At 60.5% G+C, this 15,250-nt stretch carries 15 protein-coding genes; 13 read left to right on the top strand and 2 right to left on the bottom strand.

The genetic code is table 11. The features are described from left to right. Positions 1 to 140 precede the first annotated feature (140 nt). Positions 141 to 563, top strand: a complete 423-nt coding sequence (locus FP026_RS05365; RefSeq protein WP_149633579.1) for a TadE/TadG family type IV pilus assembly protein — start codon at positions 141 to 143, stop codon at positions 561 to 563. Beyond that, positions 563 to 2,296: a pilus assembly protein TadG-related protein gene (locus FP026_RS05360; RefSeq protein ID WP_149633578.1), complete on the top strand. Its 1,734-nt coding sequence runs from the start codon at positions 563 to 565 to the stop codon at positions 2,294 to 2,296. Before FP026_RS05365 ends, FP026_RS05360 begins: the two co-directional genes overlap by 1 nt. Before the next feature lie 91 nt (positions 2,297 to 2,387). Here FP026_RS05360 and FP026_RS05355 read toward each other — a convergent pair whose 3' ends face one another. Further along, positions 2,388 to 3,296: a LysR family transcriptional regulator gene (locus FP026_RS05355; RefSeq protein ID WP_149633577.1), complete on the bottom strand. Its 909-nt coding sequence runs from the start codon at positions 3,294 to 3,296 to the stop codon at positions 2,388 to 2,390. A 258-nt stretch (positions 3,297 to 3,554) separates the two neighbouring features. On the opposite strand from FP026_RS05355, the gene FP026_RS05350 reads away from it, so the two are divergent. The 5 genes from FP026_RS05350 to FP026_RS05330 are packed head-to-tail and all read left to right on the top strand — an operon-like array spanning position 3,555 to position 7,808. Continuing rightward, complete coding sequence (locus FP026_RS05350) at positions 3,555 to 4,361, top strand: 5-oxoprolinase subunit PxpA (RefSeq protein WP_149633576.1); 807 nt, start codon at positions 3,555 to 3,557, stop codon at positions 4,359 to 4,361. Beyond that, complete coding sequence (locus FP026_RS05345) at positions 4,348 to 4,590, top strand: acetyl-CoA carboxylase (RefSeq protein WP_149633575.1); 243 nt, start codon at positions 4,348 to 4,350, stop codon at positions 4,588 to 4,590. Before FP026_RS05350 ends, FP026_RS05345 begins: the two co-directional genes overlap by 14 nt. Then, positions 4,587 to 5,972: an acetyl-CoA carboxylase biotin carboxylase subunit gene (locus FP026_RS05340; RefSeq protein WP_149633574.1), complete on the top strand. Its 1,386-nt coding sequence runs from the start codon at positions 4,587 to 4,589 to the stop codon at positions 5,970 to 5,972. Before FP026_RS05345 ends, FP026_RS05340 begins: the two co-directional genes overlap by 4 nt. After that, positions 5,972 to 6,847 (top strand): 5-oxoprolinase subunit B family protein, encoded by an 876-nt coding sequence (locus FP026_RS05335; protein WP_149633573.1) that lies wholly within the window; start codon positions 5,972 to 5,974, stop codon positions 6,845 to 6,847. The genes FP026_RS05340 and FP026_RS05335 overlap by 1 nt, the downstream gene beginning before the upstream one ends. Further along, positions 6,837 to 7,808 carry a biotin-dependent carboxyltransferase family protein gene (locus tag FP026_RS05330; protein WP_149633572.1) on the top strand — a complete coding sequence of 324 codons (972 nt, stop codon included), beginning with the start codon at positions 6,837 to 6,839 and terminating at the stop codon, positions 7,806 to 7,808. The genes FP026_RS05335 and FP026_RS05330 overlap by 11 nt, the downstream gene beginning before the upstream one ends. Positions 7,809 to 7,883: 75 nt before the next feature. Here the strand turns inward: FP026_RS05330 and FP026_RS05325 are convergent, their stop codons facing one another. Next, positions 7,884 to 8,894, bottom strand: coding sequence for a GntR family transcriptional regulator (locus FP026_RS05325; protein WP_149633571.1), 1,011 nt, complete (start codon positions 8,892 to 8,894; stop codon positions 7,884 to 7,886). A gap of 551 nt (positions 8,895 to 9,445) precedes the next feature. On the opposite strand from FP026_RS05325, the gene FP026_RS05320 reads away from it, so the two are divergent. The 6 genes from FP026_RS05320 (at position 9,446) to FP026_RS05295 (ending at position 15,185) form a co-directional block, all read left to right on the top strand. Continuing rightward, a complete protein-coding gene (locus tag FP026_RS05320) occupies positions 9,446 to 10,519 on the top strand; it encodes an ABC transporter ATP-binding protein (RefSeq protein WP_149633570.1) in 1,074 nt (357 codons plus the stop codon). A 66-nt stretch (positions 10,520 to 10,585) separates the two neighbouring features. Beyond that, a complete protein-coding gene (locus FP026_RS05315; RefSeq protein WP_149633569.1) occupies positions 10,586 to 11,485 on the top strand; it encodes an ABC transporter permease in 900 nt (299 codons plus the stop codon). A 2-nt stretch (positions 11,486 to 11,487) separates the two neighbouring features. Continuing rightward, a complete protein-coding gene (locus FP026_RS05310) occupies positions 11,488 to 12,333 on the top strand; it encodes an ABC transporter permease (protein ID WP_149633568.1) in 846 nt (281 codons plus the stop codon). Continuing rightward, positions 12,333 to 13,073 carry an SDR family NAD(P)-dependent oxidoreductase gene (locus tag FP026_RS05305; protein WP_149633678.1) on the top strand — a complete coding sequence of 247 codons (741 nt, stop codon included), beginning with the start codon at positions 12,333 to 12,335 and terminating at the stop codon, positions 13,071 to 13,073. The genes FP026_RS05310 and FP026_RS05305 overlap by 1 nt, the downstream gene beginning before the upstream one ends. Before the next feature lie 13 nt (positions 13,074 to 13,086). After that, on the top strand, positions 13,087 to 13,854 hold the full coding sequence (locus FP026_RS05300) for an SDR family NAD(P)-dependent oxidoreductase (RefSeq protein ID WP_149633567.1): 768 nt from the start codon (positions 13,087 to 13,089) through the stop codon (positions 13,852 to 13,854). A gap of 98 nt (positions 13,855 to 13,952) precedes the next feature. Beyond that, positions 13,953 to 15,185, top strand: a complete 1,233-nt coding sequence (locus FP026_RS05295) for an ABC transporter substrate-binding protein (RefSeq protein ID WP_149633566.1) — start codon at positions 13,953 to 13,955, stop codon at positions 15,183 to 15,185. Positions 15,186 to 15,250: the final 65 nt, after the last annotated feature.

Here is a 15,250-nt window from a genome sequence, read left to right as displayed (position 1 = left end):
ACTTTATCAAGTATCTAATATCATTAAGATGTAATAATATTAGAAAGTATCTTATTTAGAAATATAAAATTAACGCCCAAAGTCTAAGGTCTCCTCGACCGTCATCGCATAGATGGCGGCCGATTGAAGGAGACAGGACCATGTATCGTGTTTCTCATTTCGGCAGGGATAAGAAGGGAGCCGCAGCGGTCGAATTCGCTTTAATCGCGCCGCTTTTTTTCCTACTGCTTCTGACATTGGTTGCCTTCGGCATCTATCTCACCGCAGCCCATTCCCTACAGCAGCTGACCGCCGATGCCGCACGGACCGCGATCGCCGGATTGTCGGCCACTGAACGGAGCCAGCTGGTTCAGGACTTCGTCACCCGCTCGACCATCAACGACGCCTTCATCAACAAGAGCAAGTTGACGGTCACCGTCGCGACAGACCCGGCCAATGCCAACCAGTTCACCGTGAGCGCCGCCTACGACGCATCCGATCTTCCAATCTGGAACCTCTATACTTTCGTGATGCCGGATTCGACCATCCGCCGCTATTCGACCATCCGGCTGGGAGGCCTCTGATGAAGAGACTTCCCGGTCGGCTCGCCTCCTTGGCGGATAGGCGGGGAAATGTGGCGGTGACCACCGCGCTTGTCTCTCCCTTGATCCTCTACTGCCTTGGTCTTGGTATCGATTACGGCATGATGACGCTGCAACAACGGCGCCTGCAGCAGTTGAGCGATATTGGCGCGATCACGGCTGCCGCCGATATCGCAAATGCGCAAAGCGCGCTCCTGACCAATCTTCAAAGCAACGGCACGACGGCCGCGGTGGCATCGGGCAGTAGCTATGTGACCGCCAGCGGGCAGATCACGGCGGCTGCAGCCACTTCGGGCCAATATGAAACCTTGGGCAGCCTGGCTTTAGGGTCCTATAAGGCGGACACGTCTGTAGCGCCTGAAAGCCGCTTCACATCGGGGACCTCCCCCTCCGATTCCGTAAGGGTCACACTGACGCAAAAGGCGGTGATGCCTTTTGCCTCCGCTTTTGCCGACCCGCCGACCTTGAGCGCAACAGGTACGGCTTCCAGCGAGCGTCTGGCCGCCTTTTCCGTCGGGTCCCGGCTTGCGAGCCTCAACGGCGGCATTCTAAACCAGCTCCTGGGCTCTCTTCTTGGAACGCAGGTCTCTCTCAATCTCGTCGACTATCAGTCGCTCATCAGCGCGAAGGTAAACCTCTTGAGCTTCCTCAATCTGTTGGCGACGGATCTCAAGCTGACAGGGGTAAGCTACAATCAGCTCCTGGCGACCGATGTCACCTACGACAAGATTCTCGGCGCGCTCGGCAAATCGTCCAATCTTTCCCCTGCGGTCGTCACCATCATCAACAATCTGGGCAAGACGCTCGGAACCACGAAGCTTACCGTCAAGCTGCAGGATATTGTGAACCTCGGCCCTCTGGGGACGGATGTCGTGGGAACCGCGCCCAACCTGACCTCGACGATCAGCGTGATGGACCTGATCTCCGCGACCGCGATGGCAGCCAACCAACAAAAGCAGATCGCGCTCGATCTCGGGGCCACGGTGCCCGGCCTTGCGACGGCAAAGATGACGCTGGCAATCGGAGAGATCGCACAACAAACACCGGCCGCTGCCGTGGGCGCGCCTGGCACCATCGTTCGCACGCCGCAGGTGCGCGCGGCAATCGAAGTTTCGGTCACTGGTCTGTCCCTGATTGCGGGCTTGAAGATCAGGGTGCCGCTTTATGTTGAAATCGCGCCCGCCGAGGCTAAGCTTGCCTCGATAAGCTGTGTCGGCGGCAGCATGCCGAACGCCGTCGTCGGGATCGACGCCGTGCCTGGGGTGGCGGAGATTGCGCTTGGAGACGTCGATACTTCGGCCTTCGTGAATTTCGGTTCCAAGCCACGGGTTACTCCGGCAGCGATCATCGATTCCCTGCTTCTGAAGGTGATCGCAAGTTCGCAGGTCGATGTCGCCAATATGAGTCCGACACGCGTGACCTTTCAGCCCTCGGAAATTTCCGCCGGCACGGTCAAGACCGTTTCAACCAGCACTGTCCTGACCTCGGCCGTCCAATCACTTTTGAAAAATGCCAACGTCAGCATCCAGGTGCTTATCCTCACCCTTGGCACGCCGAGCGCGGTGCTGGGAGCCGTCGCCGATACGCTGTCTGCAGTCACCGCTCCTGTCGACCAGCTCCTTTACAATCTGCTCGGAGTGCTTGGCGTCGGTGTCGGTCAGGCCGACATAAGGGTGACGGATGCGCGCTGCATGCAACCCGTGCTCGTCCAATAGACGCGCGGCGCAGTCGATCCATGTGCCGGATTTCGCAGAAGCAGGGAAATGCGTGAGCTCCGACCGGCCAATGCTGCCAAGCGCGTTATGATCAGGAATTGGTGCCCGGCAGGCTGTAGGCCTGTTGGAAATAACGTCGGAAGGCAAGCATTGGCGGACTGAATTCGACATTGGCGCGCCAGGCCAGACCCACATCCATCGGCGGAACCGGATCCTGGATGTTCACGGTCTCGATGCGTCGCCCCTCAAGCGACCAGGGGCGATGCACCATATCCGAGAGGATGGCGACGCCAAGGCCGTTTGCCACCATCGACCTGACGGCCTCGATCGAACTGGTCCGCAGGAGCACCTTGGGCTGATAGGAGCTTCGGCTCCAGTAGCGCAAGGAAGAATGGGCCGCCTCATCGACCGTCAGCATTATGTAGGGCTCTTCGGCGATCTCACGCAGGCCGATGCCGTCGCGGCGCTGCAGGTCGTGACCCGCCGGAAGCCAGAGGCGCCTGACCGAGCTCAGAAGGGTTTCGGTCGCCAGCATCGGATTGAGGATGTTCGAGGTCAGCAGCACCGAAATGTCGTAGCGATTGCTGAGCAGGCCCTCCTCGATCGATTCGCGATTGACCTCGTAGAGCTGGATTTTCAGTTTCGGATAGAGACGGCGGATACGCTCGATGTGAAGCGGCAGGAAATAGCCGATGACGGTATAGGTCGCGGCAACGACAAGCTCTCCCTCGATATCGCTGCTGACGAGATTGAGACGGGTCGCCTCGTCGACCTTGGCCAGAATTTCATAGGCGTGAGAGAGGAATTGCCGCCCGGCCGTGGTCAGCTCCATCCCTTGTGGGGTGCGGTTGAACAGCGACACGCCGACCGTCAATTCGAGATCCTTGATCGCCGCCGTGACAGCCGACTGCGAGATCGACAGGCTGACGGCCGCATGCGAGATCTGCCCGTATTCGGCCGTTGCGATGAAATAGCGAAGCTGCCGCAGGCTCAGGCTCATGATGTCCCCCCATCTATTTATCTGAAAACCGCTGCATTGAATCAGATTTAGCAGCTCTAAAACGAGCGGATTTTCGACTTAACTTTGCGCATTATCCATAATGCATTGATAAATATATATAATTATTGACGCCATTTTAGGCTTCAATATCATTTTATCAGATAATGCTGCTTTGAAAATTGTATTTTTCAAGAGGCGCCTTTCTCTCTAGCGTCTTCATATCGCTCCTGATCGGAACGCACATATCTGAGGAAATGCATGAAGGAAGCTGTCGACATCAACTGCGACATGGGGGAGGCCTTCGGCCGATGGCGGATCGGCGACGCGCATGACGAGGAACTCATCTCGCTCATCAGTTCGGCCAATATCGCGACCGGCTTTCATGCCGGCGATCCCAATCTGATGGATGAGACCGTGCGGATCGCGGCCGCTCACGGGGTCGGCGTCGGGGCTCATCCCGGCTACAACGATCTCCAGGGCTTCGGACGGCGCAAGATCAACGGCACCAGCCGCGAGATCGTCAACGATATGATCTATCAGGTCGGCGCGCTGCGGGAGTTCGCCAGACGGTATGGCGTGCCCGTCCAGCACGTGAAGCCGCATGGTGCGCTCTATATGGAGCTGGCGGCGAACACGGATCTTTCGCAGATATTCATCCAATATATGCGCACGGCGGCGCCGAACATGTTCGTCTTCTGCATGGCCGGCTCGGCAACCTGCCTTGCCGCCGAGGAGGCTGGCCAGCCTGTTGTCCGCGAGTTCTATGCCGATCGCGACTACGGCGATACGGGCTGGATCGTCTTTACCAGGGATGCGGGTCGTCCCGATCCGAAGGCAATCGCCCGCAAGGTGATTAGGGCCTGCACCGAAGGCGTCGTGCGCACCGTCAATGGTGCCGATATTCCGATCGCCTTCGATTCCATCTGTTTTCATTCCGATACTTTGGGTGCGCTCGATATCGTGCGCCACATGCGCGAGGCCCTCATTGCCGAAGGCATAAAAATTGCACCCGTTTCGCAGATTTTGAACAGCGACGCAGCGCGGAGGTCCCATGAGCAAGCTTGAGATCAGATCACCCCTTCCGGGAACCTTCTACAGGGCCTCTTCTCCGGATACACCGCCCTTCAAGGCCGAGGGCGATGCCGTTGCTGCCAGCGATACGATCGGCCTTATCGAGGTCATGAAAACCTTCCAGCAGATCCCGGCCGGCCTCGATGGCAAGAACATCACCTTCCTCGTCGACAACGAAGAGCCTGTTATGGCCGGCCAGATCATCGCGGAGGTGGACCCATGACGATCCGTTCTGTCCTGGTTGCCAATCGTGGCGAGATCGCCGTCAGGATCATAAAGGCCGCCAAGGCGCTCGGCATTCGCACGGTGCAGGTCCATAGCGCGGCGGATGCCGACATGCTCGCGGTGAAGCTGGCCGACGAGGCGATCAATATCGGCTCGCCGGCTCCGAAGAAATCCTATCTGAACATTGAAGCCATCGTTTCGGCGGCGCGTTCGGCCGGCGTGGATGCAGTTCACCCGGGATATGGGTTTTTGTCCGAAAACGGAGATTTTGCCGATGCCGTCGAGGCGGCAGGTATGATCTTCATCGGGCCGAGCGGCGAAGCCATCCGATTGCTCGGCGACAAGGTAGCGGCGCGGGCGATTGCGGCTCGCGCCGGCGTGCCGACGGTGCCGGGAAGCGACGGCCGCGTGGCTGATATTGCGGCTGCCGAGGCGATTGCCGAGCGCACCGGTTTTCCCGCCATGATCAAGGCGGCAGCCGGCGGCGGCGGGCGCGGCATCCGCATCGTTCAGTCGCTGGCCGAACTTCGAGAGCAGTTTCCGCTCGCCTCGGCGGAGGCGGCGGCCGCTTTCGGCGATGGCGGCCTCTACATGGAGAAGGTCATCACCCGCGCCCGCCATATCGAGGTGCAGATCTTCGGCGACGGACGGAACTTCGTGCATTGTTTCGAGCGCGAATGCTCGCTGCAGCGGCGACGCCAGAAGGTGTGGGAGGAAGCGCAGGCTTTTCTTCTTCCCGATGAGGTGCGCCAGCGCCTCTGTGCCAGCGCCGTAGCGCTTGCCGCTGAAGTCGGCTATCGCGGCGCGGGCACGGTCGAATATCTCTACGACGAAGATAACAGGCAGTTCTATTTCATCGAAGTGAATACCCGCATCCAGGTCGAACACCCGGTGACCGAAATGATTACCGGCATCGATCTGGTGCAGGAAATGTTCAAGGTGGCGGGCGGCGCTCCCTTGTCGCTGTCGCAGTCCGATATTCGGGTGAATGGTCATGCCATCGAGTGCCGGATCAATGCCGAGGATCCGGTCAAGGGCTTTCTGCCCGCGCCAGGCACCGTGACGCGGCTCTCAATACCAGAAGGCGAGGGCATCCGTTTCGACACGATGCTTTATGCCGGTTATACCGTGCCGCCCTTTTACGATTCCCTGCTCGGCAAGCTCATCGTCTGGGCCAACGATCGCGATGCCTGCCTCGACAGGCTGGCCGCCGCCCTTTCCAATCTGACGATCGAGGGCCTGCCGACGACGATCCCCCTGCACCTCGCGCTCGCCCGCGATCCATCGGTGCGCAAGGGAACATTTCACACGCGTTTTCTCGAATCCTGGCTGGAGACCGATTTTTCCGCGGTTGACGGCATATCAGCGGAGGTTGCCTGATGCCTGCTCGCTTCACATTCGGAGGTGACGAGCATCTCTTCGTCGAATGCAGCGACGAGATGTCCCTTGAAGCCTTCTTCAAAAGCCTGTCGATGGCCAAGGGGGTGCGTGAGAGCGCCATCAAAGGCGTGACCGAAATCTGCCCTGCCAACGCTTCCTTCCAGATCAAGTTCGATCCGGATCTGATCAAGCCGGACGATCTCTTACGCGAGGTCAAGGCAATCGAGGGGGTGGCCGAAAAGGCGGAGCCCGTCATTACGACCCGCATCGTCGAAATCCCTGTCTTCTATAACGATCCGTGGACCCATGAGACGCTGATGCGCTTCCGCGAGCGGCATCAGGAGCCCACAGGCACAGATCTCGACTATGCGGCCAGGATCAACGGCTATGGAGCGGTCGAGGACTTCATATCGGCTCATGCCGGATCGCCATGGTTCGTTTCGATGGTCGGCTTTGTTGCCGGCCTGCCGTTCATGTACCAGATGGTAGAGCGGCAGCGGCAGATCGAAGTGCCGAAATATCTCCGGCCGCGCACCGATACGCCGCGGCTGACTGTGGGACATGGCGGCTGTTTCGGCTGCATCTATTCCGTGCGCGGCGCAGGCGGCTATCAGATGTTCGGCATCACGCCGATGCCGATCTTCGATCCCACGCAATCGACAAGCTATCTGCGCGATTTCATGGTGTTCTTCCGCCCCGGCGATATCGTGAAATTCCGGCCGATCGATCGCGACGGCTACGAGCGGGCGGTCGAGGATGTCGACAAGGGGCGCTTCGCGCCGCCGATCCGCGAGGTCAGCTTCGATCTGCGGCAATACCAGGCCGATATCGACGGCTACAACACCAGGCTGGAGGGTGCGCTGCATGGCCATTAAGGTTCTTCATCACGGCCTTTCGACCACGGTTCAGGATCTCGGGCGGCCCGGCTATTTCCACCTCGGCATTCCCATCGGCGGCGCCATGGATCGCTATGCCATGCGGGCGGCAAATCTTCTCGTCGGCAATGATGAGGGTGCCGCAGGGTTGGAGGCCGTCTTCATGGGCCCGAAGCTCGAATTTCTCGACGATGCCCTGATTGCGGTCACCGGCGCCGATATGCCCGTCAGGATCGACGGAGAACTCCGGCCGGGGTGGACGGCGCTCAAGGTCAAGGCGGGGCAGACCGTAAGCTTCGACTTTCTGAAATCCGGCGCGCGGATCTGCATTGCGGTATCGGGCGGCATCGATGTCCCGCCAGCGCTCGGCAGCCGGTCGACCTATGCGATCGGCGCCCTCGGCGGCTTTAACGGCAGGCCGATCGCCGCCGGAGACGAACTTCCCGTCGGTTCCGGCTCTCTGGATAGCGCCGGCCGATCCGTTACCGAAGAACTGCGCCGCAAGCCCGGCATGCCGGCCGAGCTCAGGGTATTGCCAGGGCTCTACTGGGATCGGCTGACCGAGGAGACGAAGGGCAACTTCTTTGCAGACCAGTGGAAGGTGGCGCCGGAGGCCGATCGCATGGGTTATCGCTTCCGCGGCGGCCGCAAGCTCGAATTCGTCGAGCGCAAGCAGCCCTTCGGCGCGGGCTCGGACCCCTCCAACATCGTCGACAGCTGCTATCCCTATGGTTCGATCCAGGTGCCGGGCGGGACGGAGCCGATCATCCTGCATCGCGATGCCGTCTCCGGCGGCGGTTACTTCATGCTGGGAACGGTGATCTCGGCCGATATGGATCTGATCGGGCAATTGCAGCCGCATACGCCGACACAGTTCGTGGAGGTCACCATGGATCAGGCGCTTGCGGCGCGCGCGGATCGTCGGGCGCTGCTTGCACGCCTCCGCGCTGCTCTGACGTAAGGGATCAAGCGAATGGCCGCCTTTTCGATCCCCCGCTTCCGACGCAGCCGGAATATGGCAGGGATCGTCTGCGCCTCATTCGAGAACGCGGGTGAGATAAGCGGCCGTCACGCCGGGGCCGGGGATGATCGCGACGATCTTCATCTGCGCGATCGTGCGGTTGACGGATGCTTCGAGATGGGTTTCCATCATAGCCGCCGCCGCCTTGACGGCACCCCGCAGCAGCAGTTCCGCGATCAGGCGGAGCTCGGTGATGATGGCGGGATCGCCGGGCAGGCCGAGGCGCCGCAGCAATCTTTCCGTCGCCGTCACCGGCAGCAGATTGTTGCGGATGGATTCCTTCAGCCGTTCGTTCGGCGTTGCAAGGATGCAGATCTCGATGAAGTCCGCCTGGATGACCTCGAGCGTCGCAAGATGATCGGCCGGTTCGCGCCGCTCGAGATCGGAAAGGCGCAGAAACAGATCGTTCAAGCGCTCCCGATCGACCCGGCTCGCACCGGCGACCATCGCCTGCGGCTCCAGCATGCCGCGCAGGCCGTAATGATCCTTGATCATCTGTGCTGTCAGCGGGCCGGCGATCCAGTGGGACGACTGGTTCTTGCGCACAAGCCCGCGTTCGCGCAGCCGGGTCAGCACATCGCGCACGACGGTGCGGCTGACATTGAAATGATCGGCAAGCTCGATCTCGATAATGCGGTACTGGCCGAAGACGACGCAGCCGGCGACATCAGCTTCCACGGTATTGTAGATGCGCTCCCAGGAGGCGCGGCTCTGCAAAGCCTCGTCCGCATGGCGCGGGATCGTCAGCCCAAGCGTCTTGATATCGGTGCGGTTCGGCTCGATGCCGTGGCCGGCAGGCCCGACGAGGTAGCCGCGCCCGTTGAAGCGATGCACCAGCCCTTCGGTTTCCAGCGCCTGCAGCGCCCTTTGCACCGGCGCGCGCGAAATCTGCAGGATATCGGCGATCGGCCCTTCGAGCAGCACCACGCCCCGCGGCAGCGTGTTGTCCTCGATATTGCCACGCAGAACATCCTCGGCGATCTCGTAGCGCTTTTGCGCATTGGGGCGCGCACGGTTTTCGGTCATCTGATGCAATGGACTCACGTCGTTCCGATACCTCACTCTTACGCGTTTTGTCGCACCAACATAGCGCAAAAATAAATGATTATTGAATACAAAATATATTTTCAATCTGCGATTTTGGCGGTCGTTACGGCACTGTGCGCGAGCGAATAGAGTCGCGAGACGTGCTTTTGTGGAATGTTTTTCAAGCGTGAGCGCCGCGTGGCTGCGCTTACGGCAAGGACTTTGTCGTCAAATTTGCCCGCAAGTTAAAATCACGCCAACCCTCTCAATCTCGTCGTTAAGCGCCTCACGATCATTTGTCATTTTCAAATCGACTTTGCAGAAAAAAGTCTATTGAATACAAAAATCATTTATGCAATGCTCTCGTCATCAAGGCGCTCGTTAGAAGCGCCGTAGGTGGAACTCTTTGAAACGCCAAGGAACATCTCTTTGACGCGCATGTCATCATGCGCGAATGCAGACCGACGTCTGGTGTCCGGATCGATGAGATCCTGGCGATGACGGTGCTTTGCCCGAAGGATGGTCCTTGCCTTGAAACTGGTAGGAAATCGGTGTCGACCGTTCTTCAGCTCAGCCAAGTCACCAAGTCCTATGGCGCGGCGCCCGCGCTAAATAGGATAGATTTCTCTCTGCCCGACAATGCCTATATCTCGCTGCTAGGCCCCAGCGGCTCGGGCAAGACGACACTGCTGCGCGTCATTGCCGGCTTCGAGGAGCCGGATGCCGGTTCGATCCTTTTCCACGGTAAACGGCTCGATGGCGTGGAGCCGCATGATCGCGGCATCGGCTTCGTTTTTCAGAACTTCGCTCTGTTTCCGCATCTTTCCGTTGCCGAGAACGTTGCCTTCGGCCTGCGCAACCGCAAGGTCGATCCGGTCACGGATGCGCGCGTCCTGGCAAAGAGGGTTCAGGACATGCTGTCGCTGGTCGGCCTCAAGGGATTTGACGACCGCGCCGTCACGCAGATTTCCGGCGGGCAACGCCAGCGCGTCGCCCTGGCGCGCACATTGGTGACGGAGCCAAAGATGGTGCTGCTGGACGAGCCGCTCGGCGCGCTCGATGCCAATCTGCGCGGCCGTATGCGAAGCGAGCTCAAGATCATCCGCGAGCGCTGCGGCGTGACCTTCCTGCATGTCACCGGTAGCGAGAGCGAAGCCCTGGCGATGGGGGATCTGGTCCTCGTGCTCGATCGCGGCCGCATTGCCCAGGCCGCCGCATCGGATGTGGTCTACAACAGCCCGGCAACGGCCTCGGTGGCCCGCTTTCTCAATTGCTATAACCTGTTTGCCGGCAATGTCGTCGAGGATGCTTTCGTCGGGCCGGCAGGCCGCTTCCCCCTGAATGCATCGCGCCGGAAGGCGCCGCAACCGGCCTATGCGATCCGCTACGACCGTATTTCGATCCGCGCCCGCGATGCCGCGCTATCGAATGACGAGGTGCGCATCGAGGGTGATTTCATCGCCAGCGAATATTCCGGAGCGGCGGTCAATTCCTTCTTTGCGCTCGATGGCGGTCACGTCTTCGAGGTCGAATCCCATCTGAGCCATGCCCGCCCACCGGCCTTTGTCGAAATGGATCGCTATGCGCTCGTCTGGAAGAAGGAGGATGCCCTTGTCTTCGGTTGATGCGGGGTTTTCGGCTGGCAAGAGCCCTTCGACATCTTTCCCCGGCCCCTCCAAGGAGAGCGAGAAATGACCATGGTTGCGACAAGCGAGGAAGCCGTCCAGGAAGGCGTAACCGTGCGCCGGAGATCGAGCAAGACATTCTGGCTTCTGGCGCCGGGCATGATCTGGATGGTCGCCTTCCTCGTTCTGCCGATGCTGATGATGGTCTATGTTTCCTTCTGGACGCAGACGACCTTCAAGATAGAGCCGACGCTGACCCTGCAGAGCTGGGTCACCTTCCTGACGAGCCCCACCTATCTCGGGGCGCTCTGGACGACGATCCGCATTTGGCTGCTTGTGCTGGTATCGACATTGATCGTCGGCTATCCGGCGGCACTCTTCGTCGGGCTTCTCATCAAGAACAAGACGCTGCAGACGGTGCTTCTGGTGCTCTGCGTCATCCCGTTCTGGACGTCCTTCCTCATCCGCGTGCTTGCCTGGCGGCCGATGCTCGGCACCGAAGGCGCCATCAACATGATCCTGATGAAGCTCGGCATCGTGCAGCAGCCGATAGAGGTGCTGCTGTTTTCGGAGCTGTCCGTCATCATCGGCATGACACAGATCTACTGCGTCTTCATGGTCGGGCCAATCGCTTTCATGATGGGCCGCATCGACGCTTCGGTCATCGAAGCAGCCCAGGATCTCGGTGCGGGCTTCTGGCGCATCTTCCGCACGATCATACTGCCGTTGTCCATGCCTGGCGTGGTGGTTGGCGCGATCTTCGTTTCCGTCATGGTTCTCGGCGAATTCGCAACGTCCGCCGCCCTGTCCGGCCGCAAGGTCAATCTGCTCGGCAACATCATCGTCACCCAGGTCGGCTCGCTGAAATGGGCCTTTGCCGCAGTCGCCGGCGTTGTGCTCACGATCATCATGGGTGCGGTCGTCGCAGCCCTGCTCAAGATCGTCGACCTCAGAAAGGAGCTCTGATCATGAATGCTGGCGGTATCAAGCTCGGCCTGGGTGTCTACACGACCCTCTTCTTGATCTTCCTCTATGGCCCGCTCGTCGTCCTGGCGATCCTGTCGTTCCAGACTGGACCAGAGGGTGGTCCGCAATTTCCGATCATCGAATGGTCGACCTATTGGTATCGGCATCTCTTCGGCCTGACGCCGCCCTCGCGCATCGCACCCTTGCCGATCGACCAGGCGCTGATCCGCTCGCTCTTTCTGGCGCTGATGACCATGATCGTCTCGACGGTGCTCGGCGTCACGTCCGCCCAGGCCTTTCGCCGCAAGTTCCGCGGTTCCGGCGCGGCTTTCTATCTCATCGTTCTCGGCATGATGGTGCCGGGCGTGCTTGTCGGCCTCGGCATGGCGCTTGTCGCTAATGCCTTCGGCATCGACCGTCACTGGTGGAGCACGGCCTTCGTCCTGCATGTCGTCTACACCTTCCCCTTTGCCTTCCTCGTCATGCTTGCCATCTTCAACAGGTTCGATCCGAGCATGGAGGAGGCCTCCTGGTCGCTCGGCGTCACGCCGGCGCGCACCTTCCGCAAGGTCACTTTCCCGCTGATCTTTCCGGGCGTGCTTTCGGCCATGCTCTTCGCATTCACGCTGTCCTATGACGAGTTCTCACGCACTCTGTTTGCCTCCGGCCGCGAGTTGACGCTGCCGCTCGCCATCTACGGCACCTTCTCCGTCGAGGTGCATCCGAACGTCTTTGCCTTCGGGGTGCTGACGACGCTCTTTTCCTTCGCGCTCCTCGGCACCTACGCGATCCTGATGGGCCTGTCGGTCCGCCGCGCCAAGCGTGTCCGCATTCAGGAGGATGCATGATGGTGCAGAGGGTTTCCGCCATCGTCACCGGCGCCGGCTCGGGTATCGGGCGTGCCATTGCGCTGCGCCTTGCCACCGACGGTTATTCGGTTCTGGTCAATGACCTCTCGGCTGAGCGAGCCGAGGCTGTTGCCTCGCAGATCAAAGAGGCGGGCGGTGCGGCGACCGCGATCGCCGGTGACGTGGCGCGGCCCGAGGATGTGGCGGCAGTCCATGCTGCCGCCAAGGCCTTGCATGGCGATGTCGCCCTTCTCGTCAACAATGCCGGCATAGCGCATCAGGCGGCATTCGAGACCCTCGAGCTTGAGGATTTCGACCGGATGTTTGCCGTGCATGTTCGCGGCACCTTCCTGATGACCAAGGCCGTCATGCCTTCGATGCTGGCGCGCGGCGAGGGCGTCATCGTCAACGTCGCCTCCCAGCTCGGCCAGATCGGTGGCATCGAGCTGGTTCATTACTCCGGTGCGAAGGCTGCAATCATCGGCATGACCAAGGCGCTCGCTCGCGAGGTTTCGAGCCGCGGCGTGCGGGTCAATGCCGTGGCGCCTGGGCCGATCAATACGCCGCTGGTGCGCGGTCTTTCCGAGGAATGGCGCGAACGCAAGAAGCGCGAACTGCCGCTCGGTCGCTTCGGCGAGCCCGAAGAGGTGGCCGCGACCGTGGCGTTTCTGGCCTCGCCGGCAGCAAGCCTCTTTGTCGGCCAGACCCTTGGACCGAATTCCGGCGATGTGATGCTCTGAGGGAGACAAGCAGATGGACAGTTTAGAAAAGCGGGTGGTCATCGTCACGGGAGCGGGCATCGGCATCGGCCAGGCGACAGCGAAGGTCTTTGCCGCGCTTGGCGATCATGTCGTCGTCACCGATATTCTTAAAAAGGAAGGCGAGCAGACGGTTCGCGACATTCTGACCGCCGGCGGTTCGGCCGAGTTTCACTTTTACGACGTGCGCTCGACGGAAGCGGCCAATCAGCTCGTCGCCAATGTCGAGGCACGCTTCGGCAAGATCGACGTCATCGTTGCTAATGCGGGTATCGCCCATCGCACGCCGCTCGACAAGCTCACCGACGACAAGTGGGATCTGACCATGGATGTCGATCTGAAGGGCATCTTCAAGCTGGTGCGTGCCGCCGTACCCGGCATGCGCGCCCGAAAGTCGGGCAGCATCGTCGCGCTCTCCTCGATCATGGGCGTGGCCTATGGATGGGACGAGCATATCCATTATTCGGCGGCGAAATCCGGCGTCGTCGGGCTGGTGCGCGGGCTTGCGGTCGAGCTGGCGAAGGACGGCATCAGGGTCAACGGCATCGCGCCGGGCTATATCCGCACCGCCCAACTTCTTTCGGAAGAGAATTCGCTCGGGCCTGCCGGCGCGGAAAAGGCGGCAGAGTTCATCCCGATGGGCCGGCTCGGCGAGCCGGAAGACATCGCCGACGTGATCGCATTCCTCGCCTCGAACGGCGCGAGATACATGACCGGCCAGGTTCTGGTCGTGGATGGTGGCCTCCTCGTGGGGCGGTACTGATCGTCATCACCCGGCAGCGACCGGGTGAAGGGCGATACGGCAATGAAGCAGGCCCACAAAGGGTCCAAGGGAACAGCAATCAGCACTGGAGAACAAAAATGTCCAAAATGGAAATGAACAGACGCTCTCTGTTGAAGCATTCCGCTGGCGTGATGGCGCTCGCGATCGGGGGCGGCACGCCCTTCCTGTCATCGCGGGCGGCCTATGCGCAGGCTGCTAGCCTTGCCAAGGAGCAGTTGCGCACCATCGGCCTGTCCGTCACCGTTCAGGAGCGTATTCTCGACGATTTTCGCAAGGCGAGTGGCGTCGGGCAGACCTCCGGTACGGCAGCGACCTTTCCGGACGCGCAGACCAAGATCCTGTCCGGCTCCAAGGATTACGATTGCTGGGAGATCATCGGCGAGCGCCTGCCGTCGATCGTCATGACCAACAATGTCGAGCCGGTCCCGGCCGCCTCCCTGAAGAACTGGGCCAATATCCGCGACACCTTCACGACGCCGTCCGACAAGTGGGAGCCGAAGCAGCAGATCGTCGGCCAGATCTGGGCCGATGATGCCAAGACCACGCTGAACATGGTACCCGCCGTCTATAATTACGATTCCATCGGCTACAATCCCGACGTTCTCTCCGCCGAGGAAGCCAACACCTGGTCGGCGATCTTCGATCCGAAGTTCAAGGGCAAGTCCGGCCTCAACACCGATCCGCTGATCGCCTTCGGCCAGGCCATCATGGCCATGAACACGCTTGGCCTTTTGAACGTCAAGAATCCGGGCAATCCGAGCACGGCCGAAATCGACGAAGCGGCGAAGTTCCTCGTTTCGAAGAAGAAGGACGGGCAGTTCCGCGCGCTGTGGGGCGATTTCGGCGAGCTGGTCAACCTGATGGCATCGGGCGAGATGGTCGTCTGCGACGCCTGGCAGCCGGCCGTCATGGCGGTCAAGGCGCAGGGTAAGGCGTGCAAATATGCCGTTCCGAAGGAAGGCTATCGCGGCTGGGCGATCGGTCCCTCGATGATCGCAGGCACGCCGAACAAGGATGCCGTGATCGCCTACGCCGATTACTGGCTTTCGGGCGAACCCGGCATCACCGTTTCCGAACAGGGCTATTATTCGCCGTCGACCAATATCCAGAAGGTCATGGCGCCGGACAAATATGCTTTCTGGTACGAGGGCAAGCCGTGGGTCGGTGCCGCCGAGCGTGGCATAAAGGAAGGCGACCTGCGCGACGGCGGCTCGCTGGCGGAGCGCGCCAAGAACGTCGCCTACTGGCACCAGTGGCCGGACGAATACGACCATCTCGTTCAGAAATGGGATGAATTCCTCAATGCCTGATCCGATGGCTGCGGCCGGCCATCCTATGCCGCGCGGGGAGGCGATATCCGCCTCCTCCTCCACGC

Origin of the sequence: Martinezella tropici (assembly GCF_008370325.1) — a bacterium.
In the GTDB taxonomy this organism is placed as follows: domain Bacteria; phylum Pseudomonadota; class Alphaproteobacteria; order Rhizobiales; family Rhizobiaceae; genus Rhizobium; species Rhizobium tropici_B.
Note: the sequence above shows the minus strand (reverse complement) of the source record. Positions and strands in the feature narration are given on the sequence as shown.

Excerpts from the sequence above, each read along its gene's own strand:
- FP026_RS05365 (WP_149633579.1), top strand. The coding sequence starts at position 141 with ATGTATCGTGTTTCTCATTTCGGCAGGGATAAGAAGGGAGCCGCAGCG.
- FP026_RS05360 (WP_149633578.1), top strand. The coding sequence starts at position 563 with ATGAAGAGACTTCCCGGTCGGCTCGCCTCCTTGGCGGATAGGCGGGGA.
- FP026_RS05355 (WP_149633577.1), bottom strand. The coding sequence starts at position 3,296 with ATGAGCCTGAGCCTGCGGCAGCTTCGCTATTTCATCGCAACGGCCGAA.
- FP026_RS05350 (WP_149633576.1), top strand. The coding sequence starts at position 3,555 with ATGAAGGAAGCTGTCGACATCAACTGCGACATGGGGGAGGCCTTCGGC.
- FP026_RS05345 (WP_149633575.1), top strand. The coding sequence starts at position 4,348 with ATGAGCAAGCTTGAGATCAGATCACCCCTTCCGGGAACCTTCTACAGG.
- FP026_RS05340 (WP_149633574.1), top strand. The coding sequence starts at position 4,587 with ATGACGATCCGTTCTGTCCTGGTTGCCAATCGTGGCGAGATCGCCGTC.
- FP026_RS05335 (WP_149633573.1), top strand. The coding sequence starts at position 5,972 with ATGCCTGCTCGCTTCACATTCGGAGGTGACGAGCATCTCTTCGTCGAA.
- FP026_RS05330 (WP_149633572.1), top strand. The coding sequence starts at position 6,837 with ATGGCCATTAAGGTTCTTCATCACGGCCTTTCGACCACGGTTCAGGAT.
- FP026_RS05325 (WP_149633571.1), bottom strand. The coding sequence starts at position 8,894 with ATGACCGAAAACCGTGCGCGCCCCAATGCGCAAAAGCGCTACGAGATC.
- FP026_RS05315 (WP_149633569.1), top strand. The coding sequence starts at position 10,586 with ATGACCATGGTTGCGACAAGCGAGGAAGCCGTCCAGGAAGGCGTAACC.
- FP026_RS05310 (WP_149633568.1), top strand. The coding sequence starts at position 11,488 with ATGAATGCTGGCGGTATCAAGCTCGGCCTGGGTGTCTACACGACCCTC.
- FP026_RS05305 (WP_149633678.1), top strand. The coding sequence starts at position 12,333 with ATGGTGCAGAGGGTTTCCGCCATCGTCACCGGCGCCGGCTCGGGTATC.
- FP026_RS05300 (WP_149633567.1), top strand. The coding sequence starts at position 13,087 with ATGGACAGTTTAGAAAAGCGGGTGGTCATCGTCACGGGAGCGGGCATC.
- FP026_RS05295 (WP_149633566.1), top strand. The coding sequence starts at position 13,953 with ATGTCCAAAATGGAAATGAACAGACGCTCTCTGTTGAAGCATTCCGCT.